The sequence below is a fragment of the Pseudomonas sp. NFX71 genome, from assembly GCF_048079215.1.
Classification (GTDB): Bacteria; Pseudomonadota; Gammaproteobacteria; order Pseudomonadales; family Pseudomonadaceae; genus Aquipseudomonas; species Aquipseudomonas fluorescens_B.
Map to the genome: position 1 here is coordinate 5304475 of NZ_CP182230.1, position 18823 is coordinate 5323297.

Annotated in this window: 14 protein-coding genes; 6 read left to right on the forward strand and 8 right to left on the reverse strand. The window is 59.7% G+C overall.

Translation table 11 applies throughout. The annotated features are described in order from the left end of the window. Window positions 1-86 precede the first annotated feature (86 nt). The 4 genes from ACM1ZW_RS24695 to ACM1ZW_RS24710 form a co-directional block, all read right to left on the reverse strand. Complete coding sequence (locus ACM1ZW_RS24695; RefSeq protein WP_416739556.1) at window positions 87-1859, reverse strand: acyl-CoA dehydrogenase C-terminal domain-containing protein; 1773 nt, start codon at window positions 1857-1859, stop codon at window positions 87-89. Between the two features lie 60 nt (window positions 1860-1919). Continuing rightward, a complete protein-coding gene (locus tag ACM1ZW_RS24700) occupies window positions 1920-3581 on the reverse strand; it encodes a cation acetate symporter (RefSeq protein WP_017338804.1) in 1662 nt (553 codons plus the stop codon). Further along, window positions 3581-3907: a DUF485 domain-containing protein gene (locus ACM1ZW_RS24705; RefSeq protein ID WP_031318916.1), complete on the reverse strand. Its 327-nt coding sequence runs from the start codon at window positions 3905-3907 to the stop codon at window positions 3581-3583. The genes ACM1ZW_RS24700 and ACM1ZW_RS24705 overlap by 1 nt, the downstream gene beginning before the upstream one ends. A gap of 126 nt (window positions 3908-4033) precedes the next feature. Further along, the gene (locus ACM1ZW_RS24710) at window positions 4034-5656 is read right to left on the reverse strand and encodes an acyl-CoA synthetase (RefSeq protein ID WP_017338806.1); all 1623 of its coding nucleotides are present in this window, start codon (window positions 5654-5656) and stop codon (window positions 4034-4036) included. 230 nt (window positions 5657-5886) lie between these two features. On the opposite strand from ACM1ZW_RS24710, the gene ACM1ZW_RS24715 reads away from it, so the two are divergent. The 5 genes from ACM1ZW_RS24715 to ACM1ZW_RS24735 all read left to right on the forward strand — a co-directional run bounded on the left by ACM1ZW_RS24715 (window position 5887) and on the right by ACM1ZW_RS24735 (window position 10741). After that, window positions 5887-8163, forward strand: coding sequence for a PAS domain-containing sensor histidine kinase (locus ACM1ZW_RS24715; protein WP_017338807.1), 2277 nt, complete (start codon window positions 5887-5889; stop codon window positions 8161-8163). Between the two features lie 4 nt (window positions 8164-8167). Beyond that, window positions 8168-8803, forward strand: a complete 636-nt coding sequence (locus tag ACM1ZW_RS24720) for a response regulator transcription factor (protein ID WP_414880464.1) — start codon at window positions 8168-8170, stop codon at window positions 8801-8803. Between the two features lie 75 nt (window positions 8804-8878). Further along, window positions 8879-9961 carry an AI-2E family transporter gene (locus ACM1ZW_RS24725; protein WP_414880463.1) on the forward strand — a complete coding sequence of 361 codons (1083 nt, stop codon included), beginning with the start codon at window positions 8879-8881 and terminating at the stop codon, window positions 9959-9961. Between the two features lie 78 nt (window positions 9962-10039). Then, the gene (locus ACM1ZW_RS24730) at window positions 10040-10255 is read left to right on the forward strand and encodes a hypothetical protein (RefSeq protein ID WP_416739557.1); all 216 of its coding nucleotides are present in this window, start codon (window positions 10040-10042) and stop codon (window positions 10253-10255) included. A gap of 21 nt (window positions 10256-10276) precedes the next feature. Then, window positions 10277-10741: a MaoC family dehydratase gene (locus tag ACM1ZW_RS24735; RefSeq protein ID WP_414883825.1), complete on the forward strand. Its 465-nt coding sequence runs from the start codon at window positions 10277-10279 to the stop codon at window positions 10739-10741. Between the two features lie 161 nt (window positions 10742-10902). Here ACM1ZW_RS24735 and ACM1ZW_RS24740 read toward each other — a convergent pair whose 3' ends face one another. Further along, complete coding sequence (locus ACM1ZW_RS24740) at window positions 10903-12528, reverse strand: methyl-accepting chemotaxis protein (protein WP_416739558.1); 1626 nt, start codon at window positions 12526-12528, stop codon at window positions 10903-10905. 213 nt (window positions 12529-12741) lie between these two features. Between ACM1ZW_RS24740 and ACM1ZW_RS24745 the strand changes: the two genes are divergently transcribed. After that, the gene (locus tag ACM1ZW_RS24745) at window positions 12742-14529 is read left to right on the forward strand and encodes a SulP family inorganic anion transporter (RefSeq protein WP_414880460.1); all 1788 of its coding nucleotides are present in this window, start codon (window positions 12742-12744) and stop codon (window positions 14527-14529) included. 72 nt (window positions 14530-14601) lie between these two features. Here ACM1ZW_RS24745 and ACM1ZW_RS24750 read toward each other — a convergent pair whose 3' ends face one another. The 3 genes from ACM1ZW_RS24750 to ACM1ZW_RS24760 are packed head-to-tail and all read right to left on the reverse strand — an operon-like array spanning window position 14602 to window position 18580. Then, window positions 14602-16638: an LTA synthase family protein gene (locus tag ACM1ZW_RS24750; protein WP_416739559.1), complete on the reverse strand. Its 2037-nt coding sequence runs from the start codon at window positions 16636-16638 to the stop codon at window positions 14602-14604. Between the two features lie 32 nt (window positions 16639-16670). Continuing rightward, a complete protein-coding gene (locus ACM1ZW_RS24755; RefSeq protein ID WP_416739560.1) occupies window positions 16671-17285 on the reverse strand; it encodes a hypothetical protein in 615 nt (204 codons plus the stop codon). Then, window positions 17282-18580, reverse strand: coding sequence for a sialidase family protein (locus tag ACM1ZW_RS24760; RefSeq protein WP_031318917.1), 1299 nt, complete (start codon window positions 18578-18580; stop codon window positions 17282-17284). The genes ACM1ZW_RS24755 and ACM1ZW_RS24760 overlap by 4 nt, the downstream gene beginning before the upstream one ends. Window positions 18581-18823: the final 243 nt, after the last annotated feature.

The following is an 18823-nucleotide window of genomic DNA, read 5'->3' on the forward strand; positions in this document are numbered from 1 at the left end:
GACCCTCGCCAACCGGGCGAGGGCTTATCAATAAAAAACGCGGACACCGAAAAGAGAGGAGCGTGGCGCCGCGTGCGGTTCAATCGTTAGAACTGCTCGGCACTCAGACCGAACAACGAGGCGCTGCCGGCGCGAATCGACTGCTCGAGGCTCAAAATGCGTGGCAGCAAGCGGTGGATGTAGAAGTCGGCGGTGGCGATCTTCGCCCCGTAGAACCCTTCGTCTTCGCCGCGTTTTTGCTGGGCCACCTGTGCCATGCGCGCCCACAGCCAGGCGTAAGCGACATAACCGAACAGGTGCAGATATTCCACGGAAGCGGCGCCAACTTCGTTGCGGTTGGTCGCCGCCCGGTCCTGTAACCAGTCGCTGAGGTCTTCCAGGCGCTGCACGGCATCGAACAGTTGCGCGGAGTAGGGCGCGTCAGGCTGGTGGGCAAAATGGCGGATCTCTCCGGTGAACTGACGCAACGCGGCACCGTTGTCAGCCAGCACCTTGCGCCCGAGCAGGTCCAGCGCCTGGATGCCGTTGGTGCCTTCGTAGATCTGGGCGATGCGCACGTCGCGGACCAATTGTTCCTGGCCCCATTCGCGGATGTAGCCATGGCCGCCGAACACTTGCTGGCCGTTGATGCAGCTTTCCAGACCGGTGTCGGTGAAGAAGGCCTTGGCAATCGGTGTCAGCAGGGCGACCAGGGTTTGCGCGGTGTCGCGTTCTTGCGCGTCATCGGAAAATTTCGCCAGATCGAGCTGCTGTCCGACATAACTGGCGAACGCGCGGCCACCTTCGGTCATGGCTTTCATGCTGAGCAGCATGCGGCGCACGTCGGGGTGAACGATGATCGGATCGGCGACTTTGTCCGGGGCCATGGCGCCGGTCGGGGCGCGGCTCTGGATACGTTCACGGGCGTAGGCCACGGCGCTCTGGTAGGACGCTTCGGCGCAGCCAATGCCCTGAATGCCGATGGACAGGCGTTCGTAGTTCATCATGGTGAACATCGCCGCGAGGCCTTTGTTGGCTTCGCCCACCAGCCAGCCGCTGGCACCGTCGAAATTCATCACGCAAGTGGCCGAGGCCTTGATGCCCATCTTGTGTTCGATCGAACCGCAACTCACGGCGTTGGCGTCACCGAGGGAACCGTCGGCATTGACCAGCACTTTGGGCACCACAAACAGCGAGATGCCTTTTGGCCCGGCCGGTGCGTCGGGCAGTTTGGCCAGCACCAGATGGACGATGTTTTCGGTCAGGTCCTGATCGCCACCGGTGATGAAGATCTTGCTGCCGGTGATGCTGTAACTTCCGTCGGCCCGAGGTTCGGCGCGGGTGCGGATGAGCCCCAGGTCGGTGCCGGCATGGGCTTCGGTCAGGCACATGGAACCGGCCCAGCGACCTTCGTACATCGGCGGCAGGTACAGCTCTTTCAAGCTGTCGCTGGCGTGGGCATCCAGTGCCAGGCAGGCACCGGAGCTCAATGCCGAGTACAACGCGAAGCTTGAATTGGCGCCGTAAAGCATCTCTTCAAACTGCACCGCCAGCATCTTCGGCATGCCCATGCCGCCGTATTCGGCGTTACCGGACAAACCGACCCAGCCACCTTCGATGTAAGTCGCATAAGCCTGTTTGAAGCCGATCGGCGTCGTGACCTGGCCTTCATGCCACTGCGCGCCTTCTTCGTCGCCGCTGCGGTTCAAGGGTGCAATCAGGTGCGCGGTGACTTTCCCCGCTTCCTCAAGGATTGCGTCGGCGATGTCGGCATCGATGTTGTCAGCCAAGGCAGGCAGGCGCGCCCACAGGGCAGGGGCGTCGAACACTTCATGCAGGACGAAGCGCAGGTCGCGCAGAGGGGCTTTGAATTCGGGCATAACGTGAACCTCGACAGGACGGTTGTGCACGGCGCCGCAACCGGGCGCCGTGCCTTTCAATCAATGACTGGAAGCGGCGGCAGCACCAAGACCGGTCTGGGCGCGCACGAACTGGTCGGCGTAGGCATCGCGTTCCTTGTCGGCCCGCACGCTGCGGTCGAGGCGGGACACGACGACGATCACCAGGAACGCCAACGGCATGGAGAACAGCGCCGGGTGGTCGTAAGGGAAAATCGCGTGAGCATGACCGAGCACGGTCACCCACACGGCCGGGGACAGGATCACCAGCACCAGGGCGCAGATCAGGCCGGCGAAACCGCCGATGATCGCGCCTTTGGTGGTCAGGCCTTTCCAGTACATGGCCATGATCAGTACCGGGAAGTTGGTCGAGGCGGCGATGCCAAAGGTCAGGCCCACCAGGAACGCGACGTTCATCTTCTCGAACAGAATGCCCAGCAGAATCGCGATGACGCCCAGGCCCACGGTGGCCATGCGGGTCACGCGCATTTCCTGTTTCTGAGTGGCTTTGCCTTTCTTGAACACGGTGGCGTAAAGATCGTGAGAAATCGCCGACGCACCGGCCAGGGCCAACCCGGAGACCACTGCAAGAATGGTGGCGAAGGCCACGGCCGAGAGGAACCCGAAGAACAGGTTGCCGCCCACCGCTTTGGCCAGATGCATCGCGACCATGTTGCCGCCGCCGATCAAGGCACCGCCGACTTCGCCGTTGACGTAGTACTGCGGATCGGTACCGATGATCACCATCGCGGCGAAGCCCAGGGTGCACACCACCAGGAAGAAGAAGCCGATGAACCCTGTGGCGTAGAACACCGATTTACGCGCTTCCTTGGCGTTGGGCACAGTGAAGAAACGCATCAGGATGTGCGGCAGGCCGGCGATACCAAACACCAGTCCGAGGGACATCGAAGCGGTGTTGATCGGGTCGGAGAGCATTGAACCGGGGCCCATGATGTTCCAGCCGCTGGCATGCGCCTCGACCGCTTTGGTGGCGAGAGTTTCGTAGCTGAAGCCGAACTGCGACATGGCCATGACCGCGAGGGTCGTGCCGCCGGCCAGCAGCAGCACGGCTTTGATGATCTGTACCCAGGTGGTGGCGATCATCCCGCCGAAAATCACATACACCAGCATCAACGCGCCGACGATCATCACGGCTACCGGGTAGTCGAGACCGAACAGCAATTTGATCAACTGGCCGGCACCGACCATCTGCACGATCAGGTAGCAGCACACCACCGTCAACGAACCGAACGCGGCGAAGATCCGTACTTTGTTCTGGTCCAGACGATAGGAAACGATGTCGGCAAAGGTGTAGCGCCCCAGATTGCGCAAGCGTTCGGCCATCAGGAAGGTGATGATCGGCCAGCCGACAAAGAAGCCGATGGTGTAGATGAAACCGTCGTACCCCTTGGCGAACACCAGGCTGGACAGCCCCAGCAATGTGGCGGCGGACATGTAGTCACCGGCAATCGCCAGGCCGTTTTGAAACCCGGTGATACCACCGCCGGCGGTGTAGAAGTCCGACGTGGATTTGGTCTGGCGTGCAGCCCACCAGGTGATCGCCAGCGTGCCGAGGACGAACAGGAAGAACATGCCGATGGCATGCAGGTTCAGCGGTTGTTTTTCTATGGTGCCCAACGCGGGTGCGGCGAGCACAGCGGAAGCCGGCAACAGGCACGCTGCGGCGAGGATGAGTTTACGCATCACTTGCTCTCCTCAAGAATGGCGGCGCCCAGCGCGTCGAAGCGCGTGTTGGCGCTGTAGACATACCAGCCTGTCAACAGCCAGGAAAAAATGATGATCGCCGCGCCAACCGGCATGCCCAGGGTCAACATCCGATGCTCGCCAAGCGGTGCGTGCAGCCACTGCGGGGCAAACGCCACCACGAGCATGAACAGGTAATAAGTGCCCAGCACGGCAGCACTCAACGACCAGGCCAGGCGCGAACGGCTGCTGACCAATTGAAGGAATTTCGGGTTGGTCCGAATACGTTCACAGCGTTGGGTATCGGTTGCATGGATGTCGATCATGGTGCGCTCCACATTGTTGTTGTTATCGGTGTGAGGTGGCCGGCCGTACAGGCCGAATCCGGCGTGCACGAGCCCGAAGCGGCAGGTAAGGCACCTGCCGCCTGATAGGTGAAACGTGGGTGAGGGTTAGAGAGCCTTGGCCCTGTCGCGCAGCACGTACTTCTGGATCTTGCCGGTAGAAGTCTTCGGCAGCAGGGTGAAAATCACCGTGCGCGGGACTTTGAAACCGGCGAGGTGTTCGCGGCAGAAACCGATGATGTCGGCTTCGCGAACGTCCTGGTGATCAGCCTTCAAGGTGATGAAGGCGCAGGGCGTTTCGCCCCATTTTTCATCGGGACGGGCGACTACTGCGGCCTCCATCACACCTGGATGGCGGTAGAGCACGCCTTCGAGTTCGATGGTGGAAATGTTCTCGCCACCGGAAATGATGATGTCTTTGAGGCGATCCTTGATTTCGACATAACCGTCGGGATGACACACCGCCAGGTCGCCGGTATGGAACCAGCCACCCTCGAACGCTTCAGCGGTGGCCGTCGGGTTTTTCAGGTAGCCCTTCATCACGGTGTTACCGCGCATGAACACTTCGCCGATGGTCTGACCGTCGCGCGGGGTCGGCTCCAGCGTCTTCGAGTCGCCGACCATCACGCCTTCGAGCGTCGGGTAGCGCACACCCTGGCGGGATTTGATCTGCGCCCGTTCTTCCAGCGGCAGTTCATCCCATTCGGAATGCCAGGCGCACAGCGTCACCGGGCCATAGGTTTCGGTCAGGCCGTAGACGTGGGTGACCTTGATGCCCATTTCTTCCACGGCGCCAATGACTTTGGCCGGCGGTGCAGCACCGGCGACCATGGCGTTGACCGGGTGATCGATGGCGGCCTTCGCCGATTCCGGCATGTTGACCAGCGCATTGAGCACGATTGGCGCGCCGCACAGATGGGTGATCTGGTGTTCACGGATCAGCGTGAGGATTTTCTGTGGATCGACCCGGCGCAGGAACACATGCACACCGGCCAGCGCAGTGATGGTCCACGGGTAGCACCAGCCGTTGCAATGGAACATCGGCAGGGTCCAGAGGTACACCGGGTGATTGCCCATGGCCCAGGTCATCTGGTTGCCCAAGGCATTCAGATAAGCGCCGCGGTGGTGATAGACCACGCCTTTCGGATTGCCGGTGGTGCCGGAGGTGTAGTTCAACGAGATGGCTTGCCACTCGTCCACTGGCCATTGCCAGGCGAATGCCGGATCGCCCTCGGCCAGCAGGGCTTCATAGTCCAGATCGCTGACGGCCTGACCTTCGCCGTACTCCGGGTCGTTGACGTCGATCACCAGCGGCGGGTGATCCAGCATGCCGATGGCGGCATGAATCACATTATGGAACTCGCGGTCGGTGATCAGCACCTTGGCCTCGCCGTGCTGGAGCATGAAGGCAATGGCTTCGGCATCCAGGCGTACGTTGAGCGGGTTAAGCACGGCGCCGATCATCGGTACGCCAAAATGCACTTCGAGCATTTCGGGGATGTTGGGCAGCATCACCGCCACGGTGTCGTTCTTGCCGATGCCGCGACCGGCCAGCGCCGAGGCCAGGCGTCGGCAACGGGTGTAGGTCTGCGCCCAGGTACGGCGAATGGAGCCGTGGATGACGGCGGGGTAGTCTGGGTAAACGTTGGCCGTACGCTCAAGAAAACTGAGCGGAGACAGGGCGATGTGATTGACAGCCGAAGGGCTTAGCCCCTGTTCATAGATCGACATGTGCGGGTACTCGGTGGCTGATTGTTAGCTCTATCGGTGGCCCTTCAGCGTAGCCGCTGAGGTCACCTTTTATGTCCGGCCTGCTTTATATAACAATCCACCACAAATATGGAAGTACAACCTATAGCTTATAGTACATATACTATATTTGATTCTTGCTGATCTAAATGACTGCAGTCATATCGCCAAGGCCGGTATATCCTTGGCTTCCCCCACCAAGCGGACCCGTGATGACCCTGACTCCCGTTCGATTGCACAGCTGGTTGCGCCTGCAGCGCGAGGGCGTTTCTCTGGCCGCCCGGGCCGATGCGTTGTGCCGTGCGTTGCAGGATTGCCCCGAGGTGCGTCGCGCGGTTTACCTGAGCTGGCAACCCCAGGCGCGGATCTACAGCCACGAAGGCGCGGCCCAGCATTTTCCACCGGGCCAGGGCGACCCTTCGCAGGCCAGCGATCAGTTGTTGTTCGATCGGCTGCTGGAAGCGGGGCGCCTTGATCTCGCGCAAGTACGGCGACTGGATTGCTGGTTGGCCGGCCGACTGCGCCGCGCCGCGATCAGCCATGGTCAGGTATTTGATCTGGCGTTGACGCCTGGGCAGGCGGGCCTGTTGCTGGTGGAAGTGTGCGAGGGCGTGAGTTTCGATTGGCTGGGTTGGGTGCAGGATTTGCTGACGACCTTGCTCAGTAGCGTCAACGGCATGCTGCGCGGCTCGCCGTTGTTGGGCCACGATCCACAGCCGAGCCTGTTACTCGATGCGCAGGGGCGGCCGCAGGAATTCAACGCGGCGTTGCTGGCGCTACTGGCCGAAAAGCCGCTGACCGACGTGCTGGGATTTCTGCCGGTCAATCATCGGGTGCTGGTACGTGCCTGTCTGGACCAGCAACGGGCCATTGAAGGGGTCGAAGCACAGTTCGAGGCGCAGATCCTGATCTGGACGTTCATTCCCGATCCCCAGGACAACCGCGTGCTCGCCCGTTGTCGCGACGCCACCACGCAAGTGCTGGCCGAACGCGAAGCAGCCCAGGCGCGGCGGCTGTACCGGTTGATCATCGAGAACACCACCGACCTGATTTCCCGGCACACACCGGACGGCTGTTTTCTCGATGCCTCGCCCGCCTCCTGGACATTGCTCGGTTACTGGCCGGAAGAATTGCGCGGAAAAATGGCCCAGGGCCTGTTCCATGGCCAGGAACTGGCCAGCCTGATGCAGCGCGCCCGCGATGCGCTTGAGCAGGATGGTTATCACACGATGACGTACCGCATTCGCCATCGGGACGGGCATTACCTGTGGTTCGAAACCGCCAGCCGGGCGATTCGTGAAACCTACACTGGCACGGTGGTCGAGGTGGTCAGCGTGTCCCGGGACATTACCGCCCGGGTGCAGGCCGAAGAGAACAAACGGCGCCTGGCCGAAGTCGTCGAGGCCAACATTGACCCGGTGCTGTTTATCGCCCCCGAAGGGCAAGTTACCTACCTCAACCCGGCGGCACGACGCATTCTCGGGATTGGCGAGCAACAGCCGATGCCGACCCTGGCTGAACTGTTCGCCAGCGCTGACCTGACACGCCTGCAACGTGACGGCTGGAGCGGCGCCGAACGCGACGGCGTCTGGAGCACCGATGCGCGTTTGCAACCACCGGGTGGCGGCGCGTCGGTGCCAGTGTCGCTGGTGCTGTTGGCGCACCGTTCAGCAGGTGGCGAGCGTTACTATTCCCTGGTCGCTCGGGACATGACCGAACGTGAATTGCGCGAAGTGCAACAACGTCGCCATCAGGATGAACTGGCGCACACCGCGCGCCTGGTCACCCTCGGTGAACTGGCTTCGGGTATCGCTCATGAAATCAACCAGCCGCTGGCCGCCGTGGTCAATTACGCCAATGCCAGCCAGCGCTATTTGCAGACTGTGGATTCCAATCCCCAGGCCGCCGCCCGGGTGGCACAAGGCCTGGAGCGCATCACCCACCACGCCACTCATGCTTCGGAAGTGATCCGACGTCTGCGGGCATTTTTGCGCAAAGGCCAGCGTCGCATGCAGGCGCTGAATGTCACCGATGTCGCCCGCGAAGCCGTGCGTTTGTGCGACTGGGAGGCGAGCAATTGCCAAGTGACAATCGAGGATCGACTGCCGGATAATCTGCCGCCGGTTTATGCCGACCGGGTGTTGCTGGAACAAGTCCTGCTCAATCTGCTGCGCAATGCCATCGATGCCAACCGCGAACAACATCCCGGCCAGCCTTCGTTGATCGTGATGACGGCGGGGCAGGGCAGTGCTGCCAGTGTGGATATCAATGTGCAAGACCAGGGCCCTGGCGTGAGCGAGCCGGAACTGGAGCAGATCTTTACCCCGTTCTATACCAGCAAGGCCGATGGCCTGGGGCTCGGCTTGTCCATGAGTCGCAGCATCATTGAAGGTTTCGGCGGCGAATTGCAGGCCCGGCGCCAACCGGTCGGGCTGCTGATGTGCTGTCGCTTGCCGCTTGCCGGCCCAACAAAACAACAACAGGAATAATGCAATGGCAGGTGTGGCGGAGCACGTGGTGTATGTGGTCGATGACGATCAAGGCATGCTCGATTCGACGGTCTGGTTATTGGAGTCGGTCGGCCTCAAGGCGTTGCCGTTCACCAGTGGCGTCGAGTTCCTCAATGCCTGCGACGCCAGTCTGGCGGCCTGTGTCCTGCTGGATGTGCGCATGCCTGGCATGGGCGGCTTGAACGTGCAGGAAGAAATGCGTTTGCGCGAACTGAACCTGCCGATCATCTTCGTCAGCGGTCACGCCGATGTCCCGATCGTGGTACGTGCGTTCAAGGCTGGCGCTCACGACTTCATAGAAAAGCCCTACAACGAACAATTGCTGCTGGACAGCGTGCAACAGGCCCTCAGCAATTGCGCGACCCACCGTTCGGGCAATCAAGGGCATGAAGCATTGCAGGCGCGCTTGCTCACGCTGACCCCACGGGAGCGGGACGTCTTGCTGCCGCTGGTGCAGGGTTACACCACCCGGGAAATCGCCGAACAATTGGAGGTCAGCGCGAAAACGGTCGACCTCTACCGCTCACGCGTGATGAAGCGCATGCAGGCCAATACCCTGCCGGACCTGGTCGGCATGGCCATTGCCGCCGGACTGGTTGATCCATTGAAACTGCGTTGAACCCTCGCGTTTTCCACCGAACGTCTATGCTGGGCTAACCGATCCTGTACCGTTGCAGTGATCAGGGAGGCTGCCATGGAACCCACGTCCTTATCCGAAACAAAGCTGACGCGCACGCTGCTCGATGTGTTTATCCGGGCCGGGCTGATCGCCGTTCTGGTGCTGTTCTGCTTCCAGATCTTCAGCCCGTTCCGCGACCTGATGCTGTGGTCGCTGATCCTGGCGATCACCCTTTACCCACTGCAAGAGCGGCTGAAGGGGCCGCTGGGGCAAAAGGAAGGGCGCATTGCGACGCTGATCATACTGGTCGCCATCCTTATCCTGATGGTGCCGATCTATCTGATGGGCATCTCGATTGCCGACTCGGTCGAGCACGCCATCAGCGTGATCAAGAACGGTGGTTTCCACATTCCGCCGCCCGCCGATTCAGTCGCCGAATGGCCATTGGTGGGCAAGCCACTGTCGGCCCTTTGGCTACAGGCTTACACCGATCTTCCGAGCCTGACAGAGAAATACATTCCGCAAATCAAAGGCATCAGCCTCACCCTGTTGGGCAAACTCGCCGGTGTCGGCATGGGTTTCCTGATGTTCATTTTCGCCTTGATCATCGCCGGGATCTTCATGGCCTATGGTGAAAACGGTTACCGCAGCTCGGTCCAGATAGCCTCCCGCATCATCGGCCCGGAAAAAGGGGCGAAGATCGCCGGGCTTTGCACCGCAACGATTCGTGCGGTCGCACTGGGGGTGGTCGGCATCGCCTTCATCCAGATGCTGCTGGTAGGCCTGGGTTTCGTGTTCAAGGGGGTTCCCGGTGCCGGGTTGCTCGCACTGGGGGTGCTGCTGCTCGGAATCATGCAGTTGCCGGCAACCTTGATTACGCTCCCCGTGATTGCCTTTGTGTTCGCCACGGAAGGTGCCAGCACGGCGACGATTGTCTTTGCAATCTATGTCTTCGTTGCCGGCCTGGTGGATAACGTACTCAAACCCTTGCTGCTGGGGCGCGGTGTCGATGTGCCGATGCCGGTGATTCTGATCGGCGCCCTGGGTGGCATGGTCACTGGCGGGATTCTCGGGCTGTTCATCGGCCCGGTAGTGCTGGCGGTCGCGTATCAATTATTCTGGCAATGGGTACGGGATCGGCCAGGGCCGCAAGCATGAATGCGCAGGGTGATGATCTGCTGAGATCAGGTACTGACCGCCCACGGAGGGCTGGAGCGCTGGAACAGCTTCAGCCAGGTGCGCCACCCTCGTGACCGGTGGCTCGCTCTGGGCAATGAAAGGGCTGACTCAACCTTTCCCGAGAACATCGCCACGCATTGCGCGGTGCAGGATTTCTACTTCGGTAAAGACTTTCTGCTACGTCGACACGACTACAACGTGGAGGTCAGCGGTGACCTGCCTGCCGCCCAGTACGTTCATGGCTATGTCGAAGCCGACATCGACTATTCGTAATGCATTGCGGAGGAATGAATCATGACCGCGCATTCCTGGGAAAAACTCTACCTCGATGACCTGAGCCTGGGTCAGGAATTTGAAAGCGACCCTGTTCGCGTCCACCGGGAAGCGATGCTGGCCTTTGCTCGCGAGTACGACCCGCAACCCTTTCACCTGAGCGCCGAAGAGGGCGGGTTGAGCCTGTTCGGCGGCCTGGCAGCGAGCGGCTGGAACACCGCTGCCCTGACCATGAAAATGCTGGTGGCCAGCGTGCCTCTGGCGGACGGCATCATTGGCCTGGGCATCGAGCTGAGTTGGCCGACGCCGACTTATCCGGACGACGTGCTGCGCCTGTTCAGCACCGTGCAGGCCATCGAACCGTCCGCCACCAAACCGGATCGGGGCGTGGTGACGCTGTTCATGGAAACGTTGAACCAGAACGACAAGGTGGTACAGCGCGCCACCGGGAAGTTGCTGGTGTTCAGAAGACCGGCAGAGGATTGAAGTGGCACTCCGAAGGATTGGCAGTTGCACTTACCGGTCAGTCAGTAATCCGGGAAGCTAACGACACGGGGCAAGCAAATACAAGACCTTGGAAAATGCTCATTACCGCCCCCGTCATAGCTATCAAACTGCCGTTGATGGTTTGACGGGGGTCAGGTCTTTCAGAAACTGAACCGCTGCAAAATAACGCCCAGTCCGTCGGACATTGCCTTGAGTTCCTGGGTCGTTCGAACGATCCCGCCTTGGGCTGTGGCGTTCTCTTCCACACTTTGCGCCACTCTTTCGACGTTGCAGGCGACCTGTTCACTGGCGGCGCGTTGTTCCTGGAGCGACAACGAAATGAAACTGACGGCCGCAAGGGATTCGTCCAGTGCACCCTTGATCCTGCCCATGGAAAGGCCCGCGCTTTCGACCAGTTTCTGGCCATGGGTTACGCGCTCACAGCCAGCGGCCATGCTGTCTTTGGCTTTGACCATGCCGTTTTGTATGGCGTTGACCAAGGCCACGATTTCCGTGGTGGATTGGGCTGTGCGTGCGGCCAGGCTGCGCACTTCATCGGCGACCACGGCGAAGCCGCGACCTTGTTCGCCCGCGCGTGCCGCTTCGATGGCGGCATTGAGGGCCAGGAGATTGGTCTGTTCGGCGATGCCCCGAATCACCCCGACAATCAGACTGATGTCGTTAGACTGAACCGCCAGTTGATCGATGTCAGATGAGCTTTGTGCAACCAGATCGGCAATCTGATCCATTTCCTGGATGGATGCTTGCATGACCTCCATGCCTTCGCTGGTGATTTCGCCCGCTTTCTGCGCGGTGCTCTGTGCCTGTCGGGCATTGTCGGCAATGTGCGTGATGCTGACGGAAAGCTCTTCCACTGTGGCCGCCATGGAGGAAGCTGTCTCGCTTTGCAGGGCGGCGCTGCTCAATCCTTGTTCGGAAGATGCAGACAGTTGCAGTGTGGCACTCTCGATCTGCTCGGAGGCCTGGCTGATCTTGCCGATCATGTCGCTCAAGCTGTGGCGCATCGCCTGGACGGAGTGCAGCACCCCCGTCGACTGCTGTTGGAGATCAAACTGTGTAGCGGCCAGTTGCCCCTGGGCGATGTTCGAACTGATGACGGCAAGTTCTGCCGGTTCGGCACCGAGCTGGCGACTCAACAGTCGGGAGAACAAAAACGTGTAGGCCACGCCCGCGATCAGCGCCAATGCCAGAATCAACAGGCTGAACCGGAGACTGGAGGTATAGGCGATCTGGTTCAGCTCGAACTGGTTCTTGGCCTCCACCAGCTGAACCTCGATCAACTCGGAAAACTTGGCTGACAAGGGATCGATCAGTGGATACAACTGCTCTGTTGCGAAACGTGCAAGCCCGGCGTTGTCGTTCTGGCGCAGCATGCCCTGCAAGTTTTGCAATGGCCCGTGGGTGGCTTCCATTAGCGGATTGATTTGCGCGATTAAACGGGTTTCCGCGGGAATCAGTGTTGTCGATTTGTATGCTTGCCACGTCTGATCGATTTCCCTCTGCGCTTGCTCTATCCGGGTCAATGATTCAGCGTAGGTAAAGTTTCCATTACGTGCCTTGTGGGTGGCATCGACGATGTCCACGGCGTACAGGTCAGCGATTTTTTTCAAGTCGCGCAGGGGCACGACTCGATCGAGATACACGGTCTCCAGACTGTGTACAGCGGATTGCATTCCCAAGAGTCCGAGCCCGCCGACACACAATAGACCCAGCAGCAAAGTGCTGGTGAGCACAAGCAGGTGAGTCCTGATCTTCCAGCTTTCCATAGTCCATAATTCCTGAGTCAGCTAAGCGATAGAGATCGAGAAGGTCAGCATCAGTTGCAATGAGGGCACATTGACATCATCCGCTGAGGCTCAGGAGAAGAACATCGTTTGACCGGCGTACATTTATGAATTTGCGACGTTTGAACACCCTAAGTCTCGAGCTTGTTCCACACCTGCCGCACGCGATTTGTTAACCCTGAGGGCTAAAGTCCCATGAGCGATTCGGATGCTCTGCCTCCCGGTCCTGAACCGGGTCGGATTACACGCAAGCACACTGGCGATCAAACCACCTGGCGCCGTTGGCTGCCGGGGCTGCAGACGTTGGGTCGCTATAAGATGGCATGGCTGCAGCACGACATTGTGGCCGGACTCGTGCTCACTACCATGCTGGTGCCCGTCGGTATCGCCTACGCGGTGGCATCGGGGGTGCCCGGCATTTATGGCCTTTACGCGACCATTGTTCCATTGCTCGCTTATGCGTTGTTTGGCCCGAGCCGAATCCTGGTGCTGGGGCCCGATTCCTCATTGGCTGCCGTCATTCTCGCGGTAGTACTGCCGTTGTCCGGCGGCGACCCGCATCGCGCGATTGCCCTTGCCGGCATGATGGCGATCGTCTCGGGGACCGTGTGCATCCTGGCGGGTATAGCGCGGCTGGGTTTCGTCACCGAGCTGCTTTCCAAACCGATCCGCTATGGCTACATGAACGGCATTGCACTGACGGTATTGATCAGCCAACTACCCAGGCTTTTCGGCTTTTCGATCGAAACCGACGGACCGTTGCGCAACCTGTGGGCCATTGCCACCTCGGTGATGGATGGAAAAACCAACTGGACCACCTTCATGATCGGCGCGGCCACCATGGCGGTCATCTTGTTGCTCAAGGACAAAAAACGCGTGCCGGGGATTCTGATCGCCGTGGCAGGAGCCACCGTTGCCGTTGGCGTGCTGGATCTTGCATCCTACGATGTGGCGGTCCTCGGTTCTCTGCCCCAAGGCCTGCCGGGGTTTGCCATCCCCTGGATCAGCAGTGCCGATATCGTTCCTGTGCTGATCGGGGGGTGCGCCGTTGCGCTTGTCTCGTTCGCCGACACCAGTGTGCTCTCGCGTGTCTATGCGGCGCGAACCCAGACCTATGTCGACCCAAACCAGGAGATGGTAGGACTCGGCGTCGCCAACCTTGCCAGCGGTTTGTTCCAGGGCTTTCCGATCAGCAGCAGTTCTTCACGGACTCCCGTGGCCGAGGCTGCGGGCGCCCGAACACAACTTGCCGGCGTGGTGGGAGCACTGGCTGTTGCTTTATTGCTGGTGTTTGCCCCGGATTTGCTGAAGAACCTGCCCACCAGCGCACTGGCGGCGGTGGTCATCGCATCGGCGATCGGCCTGATCGAAATCACCGACTTGCGACGGATTTATCGTATCCAGCGCTGGGAGTTCTGGTTATCGATCGTTTGTACGGCAGGTGTGGCCGTATTCGGCGCCATCGAAGGCATTGGCCTGGCCATCGTCGTAGCGGTGATCGAGTTTCTATGGGATGCCTGGCGCCCGTATTCTGCGGTCTTGGGGCGCGCCAAAGGCGTCCAGGGCTATCACGACATCACGCGTTATCCGCAGGCGAATCTTATTCCCGGTCTGGTGCTGTTTCGCTGGGATGCCCCGTTGTTTTTTGCCAACGCAGAACTGTTCCATGACCGAGTGCTGGACGCCGTGGCGACATCGCCCACGCCGGTTCGTTGGCTGGTGGTAGCAGCGGAGCCGGTCACCAGCGTGGATGTGACTTCCGCCGACATGCTGGCCGAACTGGATGAAACCTTGAACGCAGCTGGCATCACGCTCTGCGTGGCGGAGATGAAGGACCCCGTCAAAGACAAGCTGAAGCGCTTCGGGCTTTTCGAGCGGTTTGGTGAAGCTGCGTTCTTTCCGACATTAGGCGTCGCGGTCAACAGCTACCTCAAGGTCCATTCGGAGGACGGGAAGGAAGGGCAGGGCGAGGATCGCGAGTAAATGATCGTGCGTGCACGCTATCGGGGCCGGTGCGGTAGTCCGGCCCCGACGTAATCGGGCTGGCGATCCCGGTTACTTACGCACGTTCTGGTACAGCATCAACCTTGAAGTTTCATGCAGGCCGCGGGTCAGCTGCACCAGGCGCTCGAACTCTCCGGGGTTTTGCCCGGCCACGTTGTCCAGCGGCGTCGGTGAGGCCAGGTCGTGCAACGTCGGCGAGCTGCCATCGTGCTGCATCTGCACCATGTAGTGTTGCGTGACGCCCGCAATCAACGGGAACGTACCTTCACGCAGCACCAGTGGCACCACGCGTTCCCCCTCTGGCGCAGGCTGCTGGATATCACGCCCCAGGCCGCTGTTGCGAAACTCGAGGCCGGCCATGCCGGCCACGGTTGGCAGCAAGTCCACCAGGCCGACGGCTTCCTTGACGGTCCGCGTGCCGAGCAGGCCCGGTGCGTGGATGATCATGGGCACCGCGTTACTTTCCAGACCCAGTTGCTCATAAGCCGGTGCCAGGAAAGGGATCTGGGCGATACGGGTGTTGTGGTCGCCAAACAGCACGAAAATGGTGTTGTCGTAGTAGCCACCTTCCTTGGCGATTTCCATCAAGCGCCCAATGTTGAAGTCCAGCAAGCGCACGGCGTTGTACTGCTCGACACTGCGCGATCCTGCGGCCTGAACTTCCGCCAGGGTAGGGTGCTTGACCTCGAATCCGTCATTACTCTTGGGAATCGTAAAGGGGCGATGGTTGCCGGCCGTCTGCACATAGGCAAAGAACGGTTTGTCCTTGGGCAATGCCTGCAGGATCTTGTCGGTTTCCTTGAACAGATCCAGATCAGAAATCCCCCAGACATCCACGACCGGGGATTCCCAGTCCCGCTCCTCAAGCAAACGAACCCCGTCGATACTTTGCCGGATCAAGGCGTTCATGTTGGCCCAACCGGAGTTGCCGCCAATGGTGTAGATCTTCTCGTAACCGGTGAAGGCATTGATCAATGTGTGCTGTTTGGTGATCAGCGGATTACGCGTCGCGGTTTCCTGCCGAGTGACGTCTGGAACCCCGCTGATGCTGGCCCAAACGGTTTTTGCGGTCCCGGTGACCGGTACGTAGAAGTGCTCGAAGAACCAGCTCTGAGTGGCCAGGCGATCGATATTGGGCGTCGGATTGATCGGGTTGCCATAGGCCCCGACGGCACTCGTGCCCAGCGACTCAAGCATCACAAACATCACGTTCGGCGGCCGTGTGCTGGATACTTTGTAGGGTTGTGGCGCTTGATGACGGACGAAATTCAGGGTTTGCGGGTCGGGCTGGTCGACCCCCAGGTACTTGGCAATCACGGCGTAGTGTTCACGCACCTGCGCTTCGTCATAGCGCGACTGGCCGACCTTGACCGTGTCATAGAGGAAAATCACCGGGTTCAGACCCAGCGCAGCGACCTGGTTATTGCCAGAGAAGAACGCGTCGCTCCAGCGCAACGGGACAGGGTTTTCAAGGTTCATGTTCTCGACACGCCCCAAAATGCCCAACAGCACCAACACGAACATCAACGCACCACCCCAGGTGGCGGAGAGCGGGTGAATGGCTTTGCGTGGGCGGTCCAGTGTCACGCGTTCCAGGCGCACCAGGGCCAGCGTCACCAATGCAACTGTTGCCAGCCACCCCAATGAAATCCAGATGACCGGGTAGGTTTGCCAGACCATGTCTCGGGATATTTGCGCATCTTCGATGAAGCGCAGCACGGTGGCGTTGATCCTCACGCCCAGGTAGGCGTAATGGCCAAAATCGACGATATAGATCAGCAGCAGGGCGCCCATGGCGACTGGCACATACACGCGTGCCAATTGGCGAAGCAGGCGGCTGCTGACGAGATTCCAACGCGGAATCCAGGCCAGCAACGCCAGTGGCAACATGACCAGGATGGCCAGGCGCAGATCGAAACGAAAGCCGATGCCCAGCGTTTCCAGGACTGCATGGTCGTCGCTCAATGCTTTGGCGTCGAAACCGGAAAAACCGAAAAAGAACACCACCCGTAGCAATGCAAACAGCACAAATACAATGGCTGTTGCGCCTAGCCAATAATGCAAACGTCTCGATTGCAGCCAACCCATCCCTGTTCCCCTGTTAAAAATGTCGTTGAATCTCAAACGGATCCGGACTCTTTCACTGAGCCACGCAGCGTGCTCAACCTGCCATACGACCAGCGCACCGCCAGCATCAGCAGTGCCGCGCAGCAATACAGGCCCAGCAGCGGATCAACCAGGTAATCCCAATAGTTATGCGAAGGTTTTACCCCGACGATGAAGGCCAGGGTCGCACTCGCGAGCATCACGACGGCCAGGTAGCTGCGCAGGTAAAACAGACCTGCCGTGAGCAGTGCGACGAAGATCAGCAACGGACGCGGGCTGAAGCCAAACCGGTAAGGGTCCAGATAACTCAACCCCAGCGTTGCCGGGTAGAGCACCAGCGCCATCGCAGCGAAGACGATCAATACGCTGGTCGTGCTTTGCTGCGCAGGCGGCAGGAAACCGAGTCTCCGCAAACACCCCCACGCCATGAACACCAATGTCGTGACCGCCAGGTCATCAATGTGGCTGCGCAAGTACGCAGCCAACGACAAGCCACCCAGCGGTATGAAGCTGGCTGCCAGCAAGGCGATCAACAGCGTGATCCTCGCGGTCGTCTTTAAACCGAAGGAAGGCAGCAACAGAAAGATGATCAGGGTGAAGCTGATATGGGCTTGCCACAGGTTGATCATTTGGCACGCTCCGACAACCATGCATCGTTGAAGGTGACGTGCTTGATGAAAGTGTTGTTCCAGGAATAAACCAGGTGATACATACCGTCGGGACTTCGGATGAAGTACGGGTATTCATATTCGAAACTGCAGCCTTGCGCCTTACAGACCCGGGTGTCGAGGTTGTTCAGGAACTGCGCCTCCAGCGGTTGGCGAAGTGCGCCACTGGATCCGCGAAACTCTCTGCCGATGATTTCCTTGTACGCCTCGGGTGAAAACGTATCGCCCTCCGGATCGGGTGATTTGTCGAGATCCCGCAGCGAGCGCCAATCGTCCATTTTTGCGTCGGTACCATAAAGACTCAGTTTGAAGCGGCCCTCCTGCAAATCATTGAGCGCCACCAGCAACCCGTGTTTGGGCGTTGCGATGGCGGCCAACGAGGAGTTCGGATTGGAGGGGTCGAGCGGATAAGGATCGCTCCAGGATTGCCCGGCGTCTTCAGTGCGGGCCGCCAGCACACGGTGATGGGTGTTTCCGGCATAGCGCAACAAGGCGATACCGCGCTGTCCATCCAGCGGAACGACCGTGGGTTGCAATGAGTTGTTGCCATGGCTGATGCGGAATTTATCGATCACATCACCGTCTGCGCTCAGGTACAGGTACTCGGCAAACTTGCCCAGAAATTCGTGATAGACCGGCAAGCCGATGGAACCGTCGGCATGAAACACCGGGGCGGAACGTACCAGGGTGCTGATATTCAGAAAGGGCGAGGTGATCAATTGGCGCGGCGCGGACCACTGGCGACCATAATCGTCAGAGACCATCACATTGACCGCACTACCGGCCCAGCCCCCCATGGACACCGACACGTAGAACAGCCAGAGGCGGTTGTCCGGTGCGAGCGCAATGACCGGGTTGCCCAGTTTGCGGATGTATTTTCCTGTGCCCTGTTGGGTCGAATCCCGCGTCGCCAATACCTGTTCCGCCCCCCATTCGCCAGTTACCGCGTCGAAGCGGGCAGAGCGCACCTGAACGTCGGATGCGCCTTCGCGGGTACCCGCGAACCAGACCGACATCAGACTGCCGTCAGGCAAGGCGGTTACCGCCGAGGAATGCACGAAGTCCACCAGGCCGGATGAGGCAAAACGACTGGTATAGATGGGTTTGGCAACTTGATCAGTCACCGCTCTTACGGGACTCATCAAGGCAAAGGATGAGTGCACCGGAGCAGGATGGGTGAACCATGCGACCGAAAACAGGCAGGAAAGGGCTAAATAGGCCCCGAAGGCAGGGAGGGTGGGTAGGTGGATGCGCATGATTAAGGCTGTGCATCTCATGGCCAATTCAGGCCGCTCAACCTATCACTTGTAGTTACAGGTTCGATGTTTTGCGAGCTGCTATTTTGTAAGCAAATAATTGTAGCGCGGATGCGTAGTCGAGAGCCTATATCTATCAATAGGTTACAACCGAGATTGGGTATCGGACCGTTAATCGTATTCCTGAACTGGACGGCGGATGGCGTCATGGCGTCATGGCAAAGGTGTCCCCTCTGCGGCCGA

Coding starts and splice junctions, on each gene's coding strand:
- ACM1ZW_RS24720 (WP_414880464.1), top strand. CDS start 8,168: ATGGCAGGTGTGGCGGAGCACGTGGTGTATGTGGTCGATGACGATCAA.
- ACM1ZW_RS24750 (WP_416739559.1), bottom strand. CDS start 16,638: ATGGGTTGGCTGCAATCGAGACGTTTGCATTATTGGCTAGGCGCAACA.
- ACM1ZW_RS24725 (WP_414880463.1), top strand. CDS start 8,879: ATGGAACCCACGTCCTTATCCGAAACAAAGCTGACGCGCACGCTGCTC.
- ACM1ZW_RS24745 (WP_414880460.1), top strand. CDS start 12,742: ATGAGCGATTCGGATGCTCTGCCTCCCGGTCCTGAACCGGGTCGGATT.
- ACM1ZW_RS24695 (WP_416739556.1), bottom strand. CDS start 1,859: ATGCCCGAATTCAAAGCCCCTCTGCGCGACCTGCGCTTCGTCCTGCAT.
- ACM1ZW_RS24710 (WP_017338806.1), bottom strand. CDS start 5,656: ATGTCGATCTATGAACAGGGGCTAAGCCCTTCGGCTGTCAATCACATC.
- ACM1ZW_RS24735 (WP_414883825.1), top strand. CDS start 10,277: ATGACCGCGCATTCCTGGGAAAAACTCTACCTCGATGACCTGAGCCTG.
- ACM1ZW_RS24700 (WP_017338804.1), bottom strand. CDS start 3,581: ATGCGTAAACTCATCCTCGCCGCAGCGTGCCTGTTGCCGGCTTCCGCT.
- ACM1ZW_RS24760 (WP_031318917.1), bottom strand. CDS start 18,580: ATGCGCATCCACCTACCCACCCTCCCTGCCTTCGGGGCCTATTTAGCC.
- ACM1ZW_RS24740 (WP_416739558.1), bottom strand. CDS start 12,528: ATGGAAAGCTGGAAGATCAGGACTCACCTGCTTGTGCTCACCAGCACT.
- ACM1ZW_RS24755 (WP_416739560.1), bottom strand. CDS start 17,285: ATGATCAACCTGTGGCAAGCCCATATCAGCTTCACCCTGATCATCTTT.
- ACM1ZW_RS24715 (WP_017338807.1), top strand. CDS start 5,887: ATGACCCTGACTCCCGTTCGATTGCACAGCTGGTTGCGCCTGCAGCGC.
- ACM1ZW_RS24705 (WP_031318916.1), bottom strand. CDS start 3,907: ATGATCGACATCCATGCAACCGATACCCAACGCTGTGAACGTATTCGG.